This window comes from Gemmiger formicilis (assembly GCF_016900095.1).
Classification (GTDB): domain Bacteria; phylum Bacillota; class Clostridia; order Oscillospirales; family Ruminococcaceae; genus Gemmiger; species Gemmiger formicilis_A.
Genome location: NZ_JACJJP010000006.1, coordinates 1 through 17201, shown reverse-complemented (window position 1 = coordinate 17201; position 17201 = coordinate 1). Strand labels below are relative to the sequence as shown.

Here is a 17201-nt window from a genome sequence, read left to right as displayed (position 1 = left end):
GGTTAAAAACATATTGGGTCATGGCTTATCTCTCTTTGTTATCCCGGTTTTTTCGGGGCCGGGTAATGCGTCCTTGTTCATCAATGTCAGGGAAGCGGAGCGCCAGCATATCCCATCCAACAGTCAGACCATACAGCATGGCCGTTTGTTGCTGTTTGGTAACACCCATTGCGGCGTTGAGGCGCTCCGCATACGTCTTGGCATCGATGCCTTCCGGGGGAGCATCGATCTCCCAATATCCATCTTTCCCGTACTGGACGAGCATCACATGGTCGAATCCTTCAACCGCACAGAAGCTCAATTCCGGCAGGTTGTGCCGGATTGCAAAATCCTGCTTGATGGATTCCGGGGTATTCGGAAGATCAGGGTTGGTATACGGCACCTGCATCAGACCGCCGCGATACGGAACAAACAGCTGCGGTTTGAAAAACATGGCTTTGTACCGCTCCACCTGCTCATCGGTCAGACTGCAGAAATCATCTTCAGTGAGCCCAACCACAAAGAAGGTCCCGGCGATCACGTCATAGTCATCCAGCGTTCGGTTAAGGGGCAGCCCTTCCAGCTTGCCTTCATCATTGCAGACTATGCAAGCGTTGTCCTGCCAGGGATACACACATTCGATGAGTCCCCCGACCACCGCCTGTTCCGCTTTCAGACTCTTTTCGATTTCCGCTTCCCGGGGATACTGCCCCGGCTCAACGATCAGCACTTTCAACCATCTATCACATCCTTTCTCCGTTCAGGCAATTCATTTCTCTACAGCGACAACGACTGTCCGAGCTCCATCCCAGTTGTAGGCACAAGTCACCAGCGTCAGCAGGCGTTTCGCTGCTTGCGGTTCATACCCTGTTCCTTCCAGCATCGTGGCGGCAAAAGCGAGGTAATCCTGTTCATCTGCAAACGCTGTCCGGTTAAAAGGGATTCTCGACAGGTCGGTTGTCAAAACTGATGCGATCTGGTATTCCAGTACTCCATCCTCCGTTTCCAAGAGAATCGTCGAATGCTGCTCACGGAACTTCTGGTCGGCCAGTTTTTCCAGCACACCAAACATGGTCCCATCATTCATGTTGTGACCGAAGATCACGACATTCTTGCTTTTGGGGGTACAGTCATACTGGAAGAACAGACTTCCAGCCATTCTCCACCGTCCATCATAATTCCGCCGAAGGTAATATTCAGGATCATCTGCACTGCTTTGCACTACAGGATAGTCCACACAGGTTCCGGGAATGGTAAGCCATGCATGAACATCCGGATAGCGAGAACGCAAGGATGCAAAATCCAATTGGTGCTTTTCCCCGCCATCCTGTTCACTCTCTGCAGATTCAGCCTGCGGCGCAGTGACAATGTATTGGGCTTTCAGATCCTCTGCATCTTTCTGCGTCAGAAACGGCTGGATTACCAGAAACCAGAGCAATCCTATGCTGCAGATGAAAAGGATTCCAAGCAGGAGCCCCTTTACAAAGCGGTGCATCATTTTTCTTTACTCTGGCTGTCTTGTCCTCCAGTGTGTTTCTTCTTCCGAGTCAGTCCCAAGCCCATGGCTGCCGCCACCCCTGTTCCGAACAGGACAGCCGGAAGCCACGGAATATCACCGGTCTGAGGAAGGACAGGGACAGACGGTGCCGGTGTGGGGGCAGGAGTACTGACCGGCTGTTCCGGAGTTGGAGTCGGAGCCGGATTATTCGGTGTGGGAGGAGTCTCAGGAGTGGGTGCATCGCGCATCACCACCATGCCGTCCGCCATCAATGTCCAATGATCGAAAATGAGCCAGTCGCGGCCAGTGCAGATATACACATCGTTCTCATTGAGAAGATCGCCGTTTTCATCCTTGCGCTGTTGCAATTTGAATTTGATGGACTCTGCAACCTCGTATCCGTTGGGCGCGGCGGTCTCCACCAGAGTGTAAACCGTATCAAATTTCAGTCCGCGGATTTCGGTGGGCTTGTCGCCGCTGACCCACTGGCGCACAACAGTACCGTCCTCGTCCTGGATGGTAAGTGTTGCCCCGGGCAACTCCTCATCTCCAGTCAGCTTCTGTTTGCTGATGAAGAAGGAAGTGGCGTCGTTCTTGAAGGTCTGCTCAAGTTTTACCACGGGCATGCTGCTGCCTGCATAGATGAAGGCCAGCTCCTGGTCGGGTGCGTCGAGGTAGTATCCTTCCGGTGCGCGCAGCTCACGAAGCAGATAGCGTCCACTGTTTGCGGTGGTGTTTTCGGGGATCTGTACGTTGCTCATGCCATAGTAGAGCCCCCGCAGCGGCAGATCACAGGTGAACGTGGTGCGCCCTTCGGAGTCGGTAGGAGCCGAGGTTGCGATCAGATCCCCTGCATGGAACAGCAGCTCGCCAGAGCCATTGTAGATATCATCCACCGTATACAGGTTGTAGACAGCACCGGCAACCAGCGCATCCGTTTTGACGTCCCGCTTGCAGACGGTGAACTCAGTTTTGACCCTCTCGTTGTAGAATTTGAGGACCTGAGCCTCTGCCTGTTCGGCGGTGGCCTCATCCGCGTTGACAACCTCAAAGGTATCCGTGGATGCATTGCCTTCCTCATCGGTAGAGGTAATGCTTTGAGCCATAACTACACTGTTGGTTTGGACATCCCAGGAAAATACCACATCGTAGCTCTGCTTGGTGCCAACATAACCATATGGAGCACTGGTTTCCTCAATGTGGTAACTGCCAAGAGGCAGCGTCACTGTCACTTCGCCTACGGTTCCATCGTGGATAATCGAGAGGAAATCATAGGTGGAATTGGTGCGGCCGGGTGCGAATGTAACGATATCGCTGGTACCGTCGCCCGTCTGTACAACAGCAACGACATCGCCTTTGGCATACCAAAGGGTCCGGTTGCCATCGGCGTCGACCTGATGATCCTGGGTGTAAATGTCCTCATTGGCTGTGATGGTGTACTCGGCATACGGAATGGGCCGATCCTCGTAAACGAAGTGGCCGGGCCACGCCTCTCCGCTATACTGCGGATCGATCAGGTCACTGTTTTCTTCTTCCCAGCCGGTCAGAACAGGGCCCGTTTTGCGGATGGTCAACCGGCCCAAGGTCTCATGGTTGATGTACTCCTGGGTAAGGATATACTCATCCATGTCGTTGACAGCATTACCAATCACTTCCCACGCCGAGTCGGAAGAGATCTCAAACTCCACCGAATACTGCTCATCGTTGAAGAAGCCGTTGGGGCCTTCCAACTCCACGACCTCATATCGGCCCAGGGGCAGTTTTTCGGGGGTTTTCATGCGGCCCTCGCTGTCGGTATAGAACACGTTGGTTTTCTCGGTTGGATCACCGCTGCTGGGATCGACCATGGACAGGCGCTCTTTGGTTCCATCCTCATGCAGCATATAGATGGCGAAAGAGGTGTTGGCCAGTTTGACTGCCTTGCCGGTTTCGGCATCCACCTTGATCAGTTTCAGATAACCTTCCATTTCCTCATCGAGGATGTTATAAGTCAGGTAACTGTTGCTGGGTTCGGTCGCACTTCCGTTGGGCTGGCACATGACGCTCTGCGGAGTAGTGCTGTCCACCGTAAAGCCAAAGGGATCGCATTGGAACACATCTTTCGGGATGGTGGACTCCACGACAAGATACTGCCCATAGGGAAGACCAGTCACTCGGAACACACCTTCCTCGTTGGTAAAGATCTCTTCGAGACGGTACTCATTGGTCGTGCCGGTGGGCACCCAGCCGAGACCGCTCCCGTTGGCATTGTCGCCTGCTTCTGTCAGAGTCGCATTGTAGACATACACCAGATCGGTGTCGCTCTCAAACATCCGCGCTACGGCTTGACTCTCCTGACTGAAATCATATTTGAGGGTTTCGTTATCGTAATTGTCCTTGCGGTAGGCGTCCAGCACGCTCTGGATGTTGTAGCTACCGTCCGGGTTGCGGGTAAACTGATCTGCCTTGCTCAGATCAGGGATGCGGTAAATGGTGAAGCCCGCGCCTTCCAGTTTGGGAGCGGGGCTGCCCGGACCGGTGGTGCTCACCAGCTTGCGCAGCTCAAAACCGCCCTTCAGCACTGCATCCAGGCTGTGCTCACTCTCACGGATCACATACCCGGACTCATCACCATAGGACAGGGTCTGATAGTGATTGACCTCATCGCAGAGGTACCCTTCGGCGTAGCTCAGGTAGTAGCCATCGTAGGTTTTGCTGCCGTCCAGCGCACGACCCTCTGCCACAGCGGAATATAGATTCTTATAGATATAGTCGGTATACTCACCATCGGACTGTTCCAGGGGAGAATACTGGCCGGTCGGCTCCAGCTCACGGTTCAGTTCCGGGTACTGTCCGGTGATGTAGAACTTGCTGTTGGTATCCACCGGCAGGACAATACCAGTAGCGCGTTCAACCAGATAATACCGACCAAGATAAAGGTTTCCGAACACCAGCTTCCCATCCTTGATCTCGGCGCTGGCCACCAGATGGTCTTTGGCAAGAATGGGAAGATAACTCTCATCCCAGCCACTATTGGTACGCACAGTGGTATGCCAGATAGGCTTACCACTACTGTCCACAATCTTGCTGTAATCAACCACCCCGGTCACACCGTCTGGATGGAGAATATCCGCAGCCGCGTAAAGATCGTACACGGCCCCTTCGATGCTGGCTTCACCGTGAGGTGCGGTACCGGATACTGCAGAGCTGCTGGCACTGCGGGGTGTATTCTGTCGCAGCTGATCCAGATCTGATTTCGTCAGAATAATCTCGCCCAAAACGCGATCATTCTGGAAGTTGCCATCCTTCGGAGTCATCGTGTAGCTGTCCTCGTTGTTTGCGAGGCCGGTGCTGTCGGTCTTATAGACACGGGTGGCATCCTTCTTTTCATCGCTGATCGTCACAGTGGTTTCCACACCGCCGGAGGTCAGCAATTTTGTGCCGCCAGTGTATTCGAAGGCGATGTCGGCATTGTAATCTTCATTGTCCAACCAGATCACACTGCCGTCATTGTCCTGCGTGATGACAATGGAATACGCACGCTTACCCAAGGGGGTGCCTGCAGTACCGGGATGTTTCGCATCAGTCCAATCGCCATAATATCCGGAGGGCGCACGAGTTTCCACGATAAGGAATCGTCCTTCATTGCGCTGCGTGTAATACATTGTCCGGCTTTTGATTGGGTCACCGGAAGCATACGCTGATCCGTTTGCCACAGAGTAGGTTCCATCCTCATTGCGAATAACCGTGTACTGATTGTACCCACCATACGGGATATACTTCTGTGTCACGGTGTCCCATTCATAGACCTTGTAAGCGGCATCGGCAGCAATCTGTTGGCCAGTTTCGCTGTCCACCTTTTTCAAGTTGATCTGAAGTGACCACTCATCGTTCTTCATAATGTAGTCGTTGGAACTGTCAGCAGGCACGGTGATGGTCTGGTGGCTGCCAAGACTGCCATTGAATTCCTCGAAACCATACGGGATTTCCACTTCATCGTAGGAGAAACGAATCGACGCCAGCTCAGCACGGGCGGCTGCAATAGCTGCATCCACCATGCCTTGCGCCTCGTTCTGCAGCTGCGAGACTGCTGCGTTCTTGGCTTCTTCTGCCGCTGCATCTGCTTCATCCTGGCTGCCGAAGGGCCCAACCTGGCCGCTGAGTGTACTAGTGCTGGTCTTGCTGACCTCATAATGCACCGACCAGGTTACCGTGCCATCGCCACCGTTGTTCTGATAGCTGTCATCGTTTGTGTGACCGGAAGTGGTAATAGTCTGCGCCCCAGCAGGACTCATCTGCCAGCTGCCGCCGTCAACACTGCCGCTTGTCTTTGTCGGGGTAATGGTAATTTTGGCACCGTCCACTTTCTCACCCGTATCCAGACCGACTTTGTCCGTATTCACGGTGAACTTCATATCAAAGCTGCCGCCGGCAGACTGAGAGGGGGCTTCCCAGCTGGCATAGTATTCTTCCGGCTGTTCCGGTTCTTCAGGTTCTCCCGGTTCTGTCGGCAGATCCGGCGGGGCATACCGCGTCACTACATTTTGCCAGCCCGGTTCCGAAGCCGCATAGACATACGCACTGCCGGAATCGCTTGCCTCTCCCCGATGTGCCCAGACGTATCTCTGTACATCCAGTTTGCTGGTGCAGCCGGCTGCCGCTGCTTTGTCCAGCAGGTCTGTTGTACCGTAATAGGTCCAGTACACGCTCGATGTGGGACGGCCACTCAATCCTTCGTCCATACAGTAGCTTTCGTTTTCACCTTCAAAGGTAATCAGCCACTCACCGCCCACTTTGGACACATCGGTAATGTGGTACTGCGTGGTGGATCTCGCCTGGGCAGCCCGGAACAGTGTCGGGGCCGCCTTCCTCGCAATGTCTGCGGCCCGGGTCACACGGTTGCCGGACTGATCCTCGTAGATAGCCGTTACCGTAAAGTCAGCACCTGACGTCACATACAGCATCCAGGCGGACTGGCTTTCCTGCTGGAACGTGCGCTTCCATTCCTGTCCAGACAGTTCCTGACCGCGGGGATCACAAAATTGGGCCGACTTATCCAACTTGACTGTCACGCTGCTGCCCTGAGCAGGTCCATCCACCTGCAGCAGAAGTGGAACGATCTTACCGGCTGCAATCTCAGCATGATCGGTTTCCGTGTTGAACAGGCTCTCATCGATATTGCCGTTTTCAGAGCCGGAGTAGTCCGAGTCCAGAACGGTCAGGCTCAGTCTTGCGGATTCAGCGGTTTCGGGTGTGGCGGCCTGTTCTTCGGTCAGCACTGTTTCCTTATCCGGCTGTTCTGCCATAGCAAAGCTCACACCGCTTCCCGTAACGAAAAGCAGCAGTGCCAATACTGTGCAGACCAGGCGAATCCATTTTTTATGGTTCATATCCAACCTCCCAGTTTATGGAAAACAAAAAGCCTCCTTGCATTTTCTGCAAGAGGGCTTTCCTCAAAATTGGTGTTTCGATTACCTGTAGTTTCTCTGATACCATTCTCTCCTTTCATTATCTCTGTGCAATCTGGCTTTCCAATTCGATCATCCGCCGCCCGATGGCTTCCACCACATTGACCGTCACGCCATTTCCGGCTTGTTTGTAGACCTGGTTGTCGCTTTGAATAGCCAGCACCTTGTCGATGCGGTCATCCGTCCAGCCCTGCAGACGCAGGCACTCCCGTGGTGTCAGGCGGCGGATGCGGCCATTGTACAGAACGCCGGAGGCCTCCCTCTTGTGATTGTGAATCCCTCCAGTCTGTTTTGCCGTCAGGCATCTGGCAATCTCGGTGATTTCCGTCTCACGGTTCATGTCGATAAAGCATGGTGTCCCTTGTGTTGATCCAGTGGTGAGGGTGTGGGCAATTTTGCGGCCTTTCCAGATTTCCTCCTTGACGGGCACACCAATGGTACGACCTCCGAAGCTACCCGCTTGTGCAGCCAGGATACGGCTTACTTCGTTGAGGGAATAGATTCGTTCTTCCTGGGTACCTGGTCGAACTTGTGCAAGAGCATTTCCTGCTGCTGTGGTGAAAGGAAGTATTTTTCCTCTACATCGAGCATCAAGATATCCGACAAGGTACACCCTGCGGCGGGACTGGGGAACGCCGAAATCTTTGCTGTTAAGCACCTGCCATTCCACACCATACCCCAGTCTGTCCAGCGTATGGAGGATCGTCGCAAACGTCCGTCCGCCGTCATGAGAAAGCAGGCCGGGTACGTTTTCAAACAGCAGATAGCGAGGCTTCCGGGCTTCAGCCAGTCGGGCCAGTTCGAAGAAGAGAGTCCCGCGGGGATCTCCAAACCCTCGTCGATTGCCGGCAAGGCTGAAAGCCTGGCAAGGAAATCCTCCGCAGAGCAGTTCGAAGTCAGGCATTGTTTCGGGATCTGCTTTTCGGGCATCGGCAATGGACCACTCTCCCTCCGTGTCAAACAGGGCACAGTAGCTGCGGTCAGCGTATTTGTCGATCTCGCAGTGTCCCATGCAAATGAAATTGCCGGCCCTGGTCAGCCCCTCCCGGAAGCCGCCCATGCCAGCGAACATATCGATATAGTGAATGGTCTTTCGCATCCGCTCCTTTCTGATCGATGGTGTTGTTATTCAGGGCACAAGCAAAGGCATTCCCCCTTTCATAGAGATATGAAAAATGCCCCGCAGGCTGTTGACCTGCGGGGCTGGCTGTTATGGTTATTCTTCTGTGTAGGCATCACCGCTTTCGCCGTATTCCGATTCGCCATCCGTGGCTTCATCGGAATCGTCCTCGGTGTAAGTCCCCTCGCCGGTGTCACTGTCCTCATCAGGGTCGTTGTTCTCCTGATCAAGGCCCGGTTCCTCTTCATCGTCCGACTCTGCCGGATCTTCCGCAGGTTCATCGCCCACGGTGTCGTGTATCTCCGCGCTGGGGTCCTGCTCCTGCGCGGCTGCCGCCTCGGCTTCCTCGTTAACAGCATCGAGTTCGGCCTCGATAAGCTGGATCATGAAGTCTTTCTGGCTCAGCTTCCGTCCGTAGGTTTCCTCATAGTGCTTGAGGTAGTCTTTGATACGCTGGTAGAGTTCTTCGGATACCTGGAATGCGATGGTTCTGGTTGCCATATCGTTTTCTCCTTTCTTGTCTTTCGTAAAGTATTTCGTGACCACCATCTCGATGAACTGGCCGGTGGTGATGCCCTTTTCTTCCAGTTCCTGCCGGATCTGTGCGTGCAGATCATCCGGAAGTGTTACCGTTAATTTGCTCATGCTATGGCTCCTTTCTTGTGCTTTTCCTCTTGGGCTAAGCAAAGCATACTGCAAACGCAAGCAGAAAGCTATTCACTAAAACCAACGATAATACATCGAATACGGTGTCCAAAACACATCATAAGCAACAATGGAGATTGAGCGGTCAGTCGCAGAGGGACGCCAAAAAATCCAGCGTTTGTTTGGGTACCTCTTTCTCCGCAGTAGGTTTTGCAGGCTCCTGGATCACAACTCCATGCGCAAGTTCTTCCCGGATCACTTCCCGCAGCATCTGCTTGAATGCTTCCCGCTGTTCTTCAGCTAGGATCGCCCTGACTAGAAAATCCTTGCGTTGATTTGCTGGCATCTGCTGAAGATAAGCCCACGCTTTTCGGTGATCCGGGATGCTCAGCTGCGGCCTGAAAACGTATTGCGGACGCTTCACCCCTCGCTCACCGTGCCTTGAACGCGGCCCAAGGCGCGCTCGAAACCGATGGCGTTCACCCGGTCATCCAGCAGCGGAATCACGCGGCACAGGCCGTCTTTGGGGCTGACGTGGCGGTTCACAATGCAGGCCCCACCGCCCAGCATGACCAGCGGCATAGCGTGTAGGTCAAAGCCCGCTTCCATGACCGCGGAGAACAATCGCTCGGTATACAGCCGGCCCTGTTTGTTCACGATGCTGCGCACCTCGTCCGACAGGCTGCAGGGCTGGCCTGCCAGGATTTGCTCGATCTGAGCATCGGTAAGCGAAAGTCCGGTTTCCTGACGGACGCGCTCCCGGATCTCATCGATGCAGCGGATCATCCCCAGTTCCAGGCTGTGTGCCGTTTCCGCTACCGGCAGGGCATTGTCGATCCGCATCAGGTCCACCGTCCAGCCGCCGATGTCCATGAGCAGCAGCGACGGTTCATCGGTCAGCAGGTCCGGCTCGGCCATCAGGGCCGCAAAACCCTGGGGAAACAACTGCACATCCGAGATGGTGATGCTGTATTCCACGCCCTCGTAACGGAACTGAACCGGCTGGGAAGGACGAAGCAGATAGCTGCGAAACTTCGGCTTGTCCCGGCCATAGCTGGTCAGCGGCAGGCCCGCCGCGATCCGCACCGTACACTCGGTGGGTGCGCCCCGGCTGCGGATTTCCTGTGCCAATGCTGCCAGTGTCAGCAGGTAGTAGTTGTCGTTGATGGTTTTGTCGCGCTGGATCGGCTGCCGTCCGGTTCCGCAAACAAAAAAACACCCGCCGAACTCAAGGAGTCCCTGGCGGGTGTAAGGTTCGTGGCTACCATAGGCTGTAAGACCGGCTGGGAAAGAACAATGCCGCGTCTTGATGGCGTAATAGCCGTGATCGATGCCAATGTTCATGGTTTTTGCCTCACTTTCGCTTTTCGTTGAGATTTGCGGATCTATGTAAACAGCTGGTAGATAACTTTTCTTCCCAGCCGGTAAATTTATACTAGGGGGAGAGGTGTGGAGAGGGGGAAAAGCAAAAAGCCGCCCGGTTCCGGCATTGCCAGAAACCGAGCGGCTAAAAATGGGCGCACTTGTCCCATGTAGTTTTCTGTTTATGAAAATGTTTAAACTGCGGTTAGTAGCGGTTCTCCATAACTAATTGTAAATCCTGATGATCTTTCAAAAAATCAGCCATCCATAAAAATGATGCGTGATTTCACCATTGTTTTCCCAATGTAAAACAGCCGCTTTCTCCCATCTAAGAGGAGAAAAGCGGCTGTTATTGCGCTGTTTGCTTAAACAACAAACCAGCGTAATAGCTGTGGTGCGGACTAAGAGTCTAGGCCGACATCTAGTTTGATTATGCTTTTGGATTTTAGAATAGCCATTTCAGCCAGCATCTGTGTGGCGTAGGAGAAGCATTCGGCGTTGGTGAGGGAGTCGGGCTAGGTGTTGCCGTAGGTTGTGGTGTTTTGGTAGGGCTTCCCATGACAATACCACAACGGCCATGGCAAACAATCCAGCAGTGTCCTCCATCAGAAGGCTCGGGTGTTGCAGATGGTAATATAAGGTATTCCATACATCAAACCTCCTTCATACAAGAATTAGGAAATTTATTAATCAAAAAGAACCGGCTGTCCGCAGTCGTCCACAACTGTCACGAAAAATGTACTACTGTATCGCATTGTTGAATCACTGATAAATCATGTGAGACTAAAATGATAATCTTATTTTCTTTGCTCTTATCGATTAATTCCATTAAAGCTTTGCCGCTTTTTGTGTCCAGAGACGATGTGGGTTCATCTAAAATAATGATTGGTGTATCCCGCAGAAAAGCTCGAATAATAGATATTTTTTGCTGTTCTCCATTTGATAGTCCTTGAATAGGAACGTCCCTGGCTAATAAACTTTTGGGCAAGTCAAAAATATCTACCAGCTTCTCAACGCGCTGATACTGTGCCAAAGTAGGATTTTTCAAGAGCAGATTATCCCAAAGTGTACCGGCAAAAGTGTAAGGAGCTTGTGCTACCACAGAGATCAAATTTTTACGTAGATAACCGGTATCCAAATCTTGAAGGTCATAGTCATCATACCAAATACATCCTTTAGGATATTTCTCATTATATAAGCCCAACAATAGACCGATCAATGTGCTTTTTCCAGCACCGTTGTGCCCAACAAGGCATGATGTCTTTCCCTTTGAAAAAGTGCAACAAATATCTTGAAAAACCTCCTGATCTGTTTCGCTATACCGAAATGTCAGGTGTTGTACCTTGATTGTTTGACATTCGTTGATTTTGATTGCTCCAGTCTTTTCCTCTGGAACGTATTGTATATCTAGTAAACGCTTGAGCGAAACAGACGCGCTTTCATACTCTTTGCCGAAGCTCAAAAAGTAACGTAAGCAAGACATTACAATAGAAAAATAGGAAGAGAACATTACAAAGAGACCAATAGAGAATCGGCCAGAAAGAATGCTATAACCACCCAATAGAAAAAGTGCGATTTGTAAAGCAAAGCCAATTACACTATCTAGGCTTCCAAACACCATTAAAAATTTTTGACTATTTATTGTTGCTTTGTAGAGCTCCTGATAGGGTGTGTCTAACCGCTCCCGAAAGAAATTCTCGGCACTATTCTCTTTCAGAAAACGGATATTTGCCAATTGCTCGTACATTCGCCCGAAAAAATGGCTTTGTGCCTCTTTACAGGTGTAGTCATAAAGGAATAACATTTTTTTGGTCGTTAGGAAGAGAAAAATGTAAAGAACTGAGAAGGCAAGTAATACGCTAGCTACTAATGAATTTAGTATGACACAGACGGATATCACAATTGGAAGTATAAACAAATTTGCTATAAAATTCTGCAGCACTCCAAGTGTAAACATGATCAAAACATTTACATCTGTGTTAATTTGCTGATTAAGATGGGCGAGATCTTTCCCTTCGCTATATGATATTGGGGCCTGTTGGACATGGAATACTAGATTTGTATTGAAAAGATAGACCGACGACATTTGTAAATTAACATATAGGAGATTGATAATATAATTTAATAGTAACCCCAATAACGAGAATACAAGAAAGGCTAAACAATATTTCAAAACAAAGTCCAGTGTTTGATTTCGATTTAGTCCGTCAATAAAGCTACCGATTAGGTATGGCATCAGTAACCCAAAAAGTTGAGAAATCATCGCAAGCCCCGTGAAAATAATGAGCTTGCCATAATTGTTTTGAAAGTATTTTTTACATACGCGTAATATTGTCATTATCTATTGTCACTCCCTTAGAACAGAGGAGCGATCCACGCTGACATCATCCTATTTGGAAGTAACGGATGTCAGTTGGACAATCGATTATTAATCTATAAAAATAATGCCTGCCGTCTACATGGAATATGGGCCGTTCAATCCAAGTAGAAGGAAAAAATATATTGCTCCGCTTTTGCAGAACCATATACTATTTCTCAATCAGAGCAACCGGCAGATTTCTTTTCTTCTAATAATTTATGTGCAACAGCGATCAAATACTCTTGCAGTTCTGTACGGTAAACTGAACACAGATTTTCCTGCCGGTCATGTACACGGTAATAAGGACATCCTCCCATACACAAAGGCAAGACATCACAGTGTGAACACTGCGGGTCAGTTGTAGGATCAAATAACATATAATCAAAATAAAGAGACAAATTGTCTGGTGTGCTCCTCAAGAGGTTCGCTACCGCGTAAGAATGATTTCCGATCTCATTCCAGCACCGGTATATAAATCCGTCAGGATCAATTACCATCGCTTGGTAACAATCGGCTCCACAATAATTGCCTTTTAAAGTGGGATATTTTCCGAACCAGTCAAGGTGGGATGAGTGCGAAAAAGTGTATTCCAAATCGAGCTTTGCAAATTCTGAAGTTGTAAAACAAATAGACTCTAACTCTGGATCTCCGTTATCATTAGTGATTTTTCCCAAATACGGTACAACATGGTCAGAAAGACCAGATTCCTCTAATTTTTCAAAAATGGAATCCACTGCCTGTACATTATTGTGGCCCACATTAACACGCATAGAAACATTGGTTAATAAGTCCGCACATTGTACCAAATTGTCAAATATCTTATCATAGGTTCCTGCGCCATTTTTTAGTGGCCGGGATGCGTCATGGCTTTCTCTGGTACCATCAATAGTGATTTGATAAAAAGTGACCTTTGCAGCTGCTAGCATCTCCGCTTTTTCTCTGGTGAGGAGATATCCGTTGGTGATGATTCCTGCAGTGTAGGTAATATCATTTTTTTCGCAAATTTCAATAAACCGTTTAGAAAGGCGGAGAATTATTTCAAATGCCAGTAGAGGTTCGCCACCATACCATGTCACAGAGAAATTGCGAATATGCTTAGCCCGTTCTTCAAGAAGTTTCACCACTGCTTCTTGTACTTCAACACTCATATAGGTGTGGTGAATTACCTTGCTCTCATAACAATAAACACACCGGAAATTGCAATCCATAGTGGGGGCCAGGGTCAACCCAAAGGAGGTGCTATCATATCTGGTTGAGTGTAAACGCAAGCGTAGGAGAGCCAGTTCATCAACATTATCTTCGAGCAAAAATCCTCCTATCGTTAGCTGCTTTTTTAACTCTGAATCATCAATAGGAGTTTGTGCTTTTGCAAAACTTATAAACTGCTGGAACTTTTCGGGTTCGATGCGGGCTAATGCATTGGTAAATGCATTATAGAGAAGCATTTGCCCTTTCTCGTCTAGGGGATAAGCGTGCCAATACTTGGTGACCTTCATTGCAATAATCCCTTCCTTATATATTGCAGTTTTATGTCAAAGAAAGTATATATTTTTGTGCTTGCTCCTTGCGGTCTCTTAATGCTTTCACATAAACTCAAAGGTCACCACTCCCATCGCTTAATGAAATATTAAGAGGAAAACGAGTATGTGGATTACGCTTGAAAGCATAGATAATAGACATCATATAAGAATCCTTGGCTGATACATTGTGTGTCTATAACGCTCTTGGTGGAGAAAATCTAATATACTCAGAGTGTTTATAAAATTGATGCGAATATCTATACTATAAATCACCTCATATATAACTAAATATATCATTCTGTACAGTTGGTGTCAACAAAAGCCGTTACCAAAGCATAGTAATGCACAAACATGCGGTCGCTTATGTTGCTTTAGGAGGAATGAGGGCTATCTTCGCATTTTCCTTTTAGCTTGCACTTTTCTCCTGGCGGGTGTAAGGTTCGTGGCTGCCGTAGGCTGTAAGACCGGCTGGGAAAGAGCAGTGCCGCGTCTTAATAGCATAATAGCCGTGATCGATGCCAATGTTCATGGTTTTTGCCTCACTTTTGTTTTTCGTTAAAATTTGCGGATCTATGTAAACGGCTGGTAGATAACTTTTCTTCCCAGCCGGTAAATTTATACTAGGGGGAGAGGTGTGGAGAGATTAACTATTAAAAGTCAACCTCAAGAAGTGAATGGTGGTGGTGAATATGAGATGGCGCAAAAAGGCATAGCAAAGCAGAGGCTCGCAGGAGCCCCGACACAGGCTAACAAGAAAACGCTACGCTGCTGAGGTGCAATACGGTCGCCCAGATTTCTCCATAGCAAAAATAAGACGAACAAGTTTCTTCGCGGCGTGAGAGATGGCAACGTTGTAGTGCTTTCCCTCTGTCCGCTTCTTGGCGAGATAAGCGGCAAAGATCAATTCCCACTGGCAGACGTACTTGGTTGCGTTGTAAAGTGCATAGCGCAGGTATCGTGAGCCGCGCTTTTCCATATGCGGATAACAATTTTTGAGTTGCCCGGACTGGTAAGTTGAGGGAGACATCCCGGCATAGGCCAATAACTTGTCCGGGGATTCAAACCTTGAGAAGTCGCCAACTTCAGCAAGGATCATGGCAGCCATACGGAAGCCCATTCCGGGGATGGTGGTAATGGGAGAATGAAGCTCATCCATAATAGATTGGATTTGTTCTTCGATTTCAGCAATTTCATTATCCAGTTCACGGATGAGCCGGATAGTGTGCTGTAATTCAAGGGACTTGGCGGGCATCCAAGAACCAATAGAGTTTCTGGCAGCCTTTCGGATTTCAAGAGCCATATCCCGTTTGTAGCGACCTTTCGAGGCGGTTTCAAGAAGTGCTTTCAGCCGTGCCAAATGGGTTGCGGCAACCTGTTTAGCGCCAGGAAACTCCTCCAGCAGAGCGTACACAGAAGCAATATGCAGAGAGGGAACGAGTTTTTCCAGTTCTGGGAACAGGATGCAAACCAATCGGGCAATGGAACTTTTCAGCTTGGCACGCTCTTTCACCTTGTCAAAACGATATCTGGTAAGTGACTTTAGTTCCTCGGTGTGGTATGCCGTATCTGTGTAGGGGTTGAGGCTTGCATCGGATAACAACATAAACGCAATCGTTCGTGCATCCACCCGGTCGGTTTTTGTTTTTCGCAGACTGAGGCTCTTTCGGTAAAGGTTTGTACGCAAGGGGTTCAGGACATAGGTGGTTAGACCATTGTCAAGAAGAAAACCGAGCAGATTGTAGCTGTAATGCCCGGTTGCCTCAAGCCCTACCTTTATTTTGTCCTGTGTGCTGGTGCAATCCTGGATTCTTCGCAACAGACAGTGAAATCCGTTTATGGTGTTGGGGATAGTGAACACATCCGACAGAACTTCACCATCAGAAGTGACGATGAAACAATCGTGCTTATCTTTTGAAACATCAATGCCAACAGAAACCATCATAACAAATACCTCCGACGAAAAATGTGATGCTTCATCCACAGAGCGCCTTACTTTTGTAGCCTTGTTCCACATAAACCGTCTAGCGGTATTTAACTGATTAACAAAATGTAAGGGACTGTGGTTGGAACCTCTCCAGAACCATCTTGTGGTAGGGGGAAATGCACCGATCCGCAGCATCCCTTACAGTGTAGCACAGCCCTTGGGGAGGGGCTTTAATAACTACGACTCTATAATACAAGGGGGAAAAGCAAAAAGCCGCCCGGTTCCGGCATTGCCAGAAACCGAGCGGCTAAAAATGGGCATACTTGTCCTATCTATTTTGATATTCTAATATAAGCATTTGGGAACAAGAACATCGGGTGAGCAAGCGAAATCGAAACAACGGGCGATTTAGCTGTATATACCGATTTAATCCTTAACGGTGATCCTGCTGTCTACCTCAAAAAAGTTACGGATACCAACGCCTTGATACTGCTTTTAAGAAATCATGATAACGTCATAAAAAACGCACGACAAACATGAGATCTACGGCCATATCATCAAGTCAAGACCCCCGGCTAAGCCGGGGGCTTGTGTAAGCCCTAGAAGGGCATCGTACCGGCAAGCCTCTCAAGAGGCACTGAAAAATCCGCCACTTGCATCACTTGCCCTACAGCCCGTAAACGGGCGCTGTCTATCCAAGATCAGCTTTCTTGACAATGGTAAAGTTGCTGCTCCCTTCTCGCTTCGCTCGATGCTTGAAGCTAAAGCTTTTTTACTCTCCCCAGCAGAGCTGGGGGTTCTCATTTCGCTAAAGCATACAATAAAATAGGCTGCAACAATTGTTGCAGCCTATTTTTGGTGCGCCATCGGGGACTCGAACCCAGGACCCACTGATTAAGAGTCAGTTGCTCTACCAACTGAGCTAATGGCGCGTATGAGGATTTTCCGCGTTACAGCGTCAAATCCTGTTTTGAATAGTTCAGCGGCTTTCAGCTTTAGTATTGGCTACTAACGCTACCAACTGAGCTAATGGCGCTTATAAAAGCAATCTCCGGACCGGGCCTATGGCTCGGCCCGGAGGCTGCTGTTTGTAAGAGAAGCCGGCATCTACCTATTTTCACAGGCCGTCTCCAGCCAACTATCTTCGGCACCAGTGAGCTTAACTTCTGTGTTCGGAATGGGAACAGGTGGATCCTCACCGTCATCGACACCGGCCATTTGCATGGCCACTTGTCATGCTTCTCTTTTCTGAGGTATGTGCCCTCAAAACTGAATATCGAACTGCTGGCAAATGAAGTACTCTAAGAAAATGGGGTCAAGCCCTCGACCTATTAGTACACGCTAGCT

At 49.5% G+C, this 17201-nt stretch carries 10 protein-coding genes, 1 tRNA gene and 1 rRNA gene; all 12 read right to left on the bottom strand.

Annotated features, from left to right (window positions below):
- Window positions 1-25 precede the first annotated feature (25 nt).
- Entirely contained in the window at window positions 26-709 is a 684-nt protein-coding gene (locus H6B15_RS04255; RefSeq protein ID WP_345941932.1) for a DUF3846 domain-containing protein, read from the bottom strand.
- Window positions 710-748: 39 nt separating this feature from the next.
- Window positions 749-1477, bottom strand: a complete 729-nt coding sequence (locus H6B15_RS04250; protein ID WP_204646480.1) for a class B sortase — start codon at window positions 1475-1477, stop codon at window positions 749-751.
- On the bottom strand, window positions 1474-6846 hold the full coding sequence (locus H6B15_RS04245) for a SpaA isopeptide-forming pilin-related protein (protein WP_204646478.1): 5373 nt from the start codon (window positions 6844-6846) through the stop codon (window positions 1474-1476). Before H6B15_RS04245 ends, H6B15_RS04250 begins: the two co-directional genes overlap by 4 nt.
- A 118-nt stretch (window positions 6847-6964) precedes the next feature.
- Window positions 6965-8023, bottom strand: coding sequence for a DNA (cytosine-5-)-methyltransferase (gene dcm / locus H6B15_RS04240; RefSeq protein WP_204646476.1), 1059 nt, complete (start codon window positions 8021-8023; stop codon window positions 6965-6967).
- A gap of 117 nt (window positions 8024-8140) precedes the next feature.
- Window positions 8141-8689 carry a translation initiation factor 2 gene (locus H6B15_RS04235; protein WP_204646472.1) on the bottom strand — a complete coding sequence of 183 codons (549 nt, stop codon included), beginning with the start codon at window positions 8687-8689 and terminating at the stop codon, window positions 8141-8143.
- 145 nt (window positions 8690-8834) lie between these two features.
- Entirely contained in the window at window positions 8835-9113 is a 279-nt protein-coding gene (locus H6B15_RS04230) for a hypothetical protein (RefSeq protein WP_204646464.1), read from the bottom strand.
- Entirely contained in the window at window positions 9110-10033 is a 924-nt protein-coding gene (locus H6B15_RS04225; RefSeq protein WP_204646462.1) for a ParM/StbA family protein, read from the bottom strand. The genes H6B15_RS04230 and H6B15_RS04225 overlap by 4 nt, the downstream gene beginning before the upstream one ends.
- Before the next feature lie 745 nt (window positions 10034-10778).
- Entirely contained in the window at window positions 10779-12389 is a 1611-nt protein-coding gene (locus tag H6B15_RS04220) for an ABC transporter transmembrane domain-containing protein (protein WP_204646460.1), read from the bottom strand.
- A 197-nt stretch (window positions 12390-12586) separates the two neighbouring features.
- Window positions 12587-13906, bottom strand: coding sequence for a radical SAM/SPASM domain-containing protein (locus H6B15_RS04215; protein WP_204646458.1), 1320 nt, complete (start codon window positions 13904-13906; stop codon window positions 12587-12589).
- A gap of 784 nt (window positions 13907-14690) precedes the next feature.
- Window positions 14691-15869 (bottom strand): IS110 family transposase, encoded by a 1179-nt coding sequence (locus tag H6B15_RS04210; RefSeq protein WP_204646628.1) that lies wholly within the window; start codon window positions 15867-15869, stop codon window positions 14691-14693.
- An 841-nt stretch (window positions 15870-16710) separates the two neighbouring features.
- Window positions 16711-16786: transfer RNA gene (locus H6B15_RS04205), tRNA-Lys, on the bottom strand.
- 166 nt (window positions 16787-16952) lie between these two features.
- Window positions 16953-17069 (bottom strand): 5S ribosomal RNA (rrf, locus tag H6B15_RS04200).
- Window positions 17070-17201 lie beyond the last annotated feature (132 nt).

What these genes read in the sequence shown, in the direction of transcription:
- H6B15_RS04245 (WP_204646478.1), bottom strand. Translation starts at nt 6,846, where the DNA reads ATGAACCATAAAAAATGGATTCGCCTGGTCTGCACAGTATTGGCACTG.
- H6B15_RS04250 (WP_204646480.1), bottom strand. Translation starts at nt 1,477, where the DNA reads ATGATGCACCGCTTTGTAAAGGGGCTCCTGCTTGGAATCCTTTTCATC.
- H6B15_RS04215 (WP_204646458.1), bottom strand. Translation starts at nt 13,906, where the DNA reads ATGAAGGTCACCAAGTATTGGCACGCTTATCCCCTAGACGAGAAAGGG.
- H6B15_RS04220 (WP_204646460.1), bottom strand. Translation starts at nt 12,389, where the DNA reads ATGACAATATTACGCGTATGTAAAAAATACTTTCAAAACAATTATGGC.
- dcm (WP_204646476.1), bottom strand. Translation starts at nt 8,023, where the DNA reads ATGCGAAAGACCATTCACTATATCGATATGTTCGCTGGCATGGGCGGC.
- H6B15_RS04235 (WP_204646472.1), bottom strand. Translation starts at nt 8,689, where the DNA reads ATGAGCAAATTAACGGTAACACTTCCGGATGATCTGCACGCACAGATC.
- H6B15_RS04225 (WP_204646462.1), bottom strand. Translation starts at nt 10,033, where the DNA reads ATGAACATTGGCATCGATCACGGCTATTACGCCATCAAGACGCGGCAT.
- H6B15_RS04210 (WP_204646628.1), bottom strand. Translation starts at nt 15,869, where the DNA reads ATGGTTTCTGTTGGCATTGATGTTTCAAAAGATAAGCACGATTGTTTC.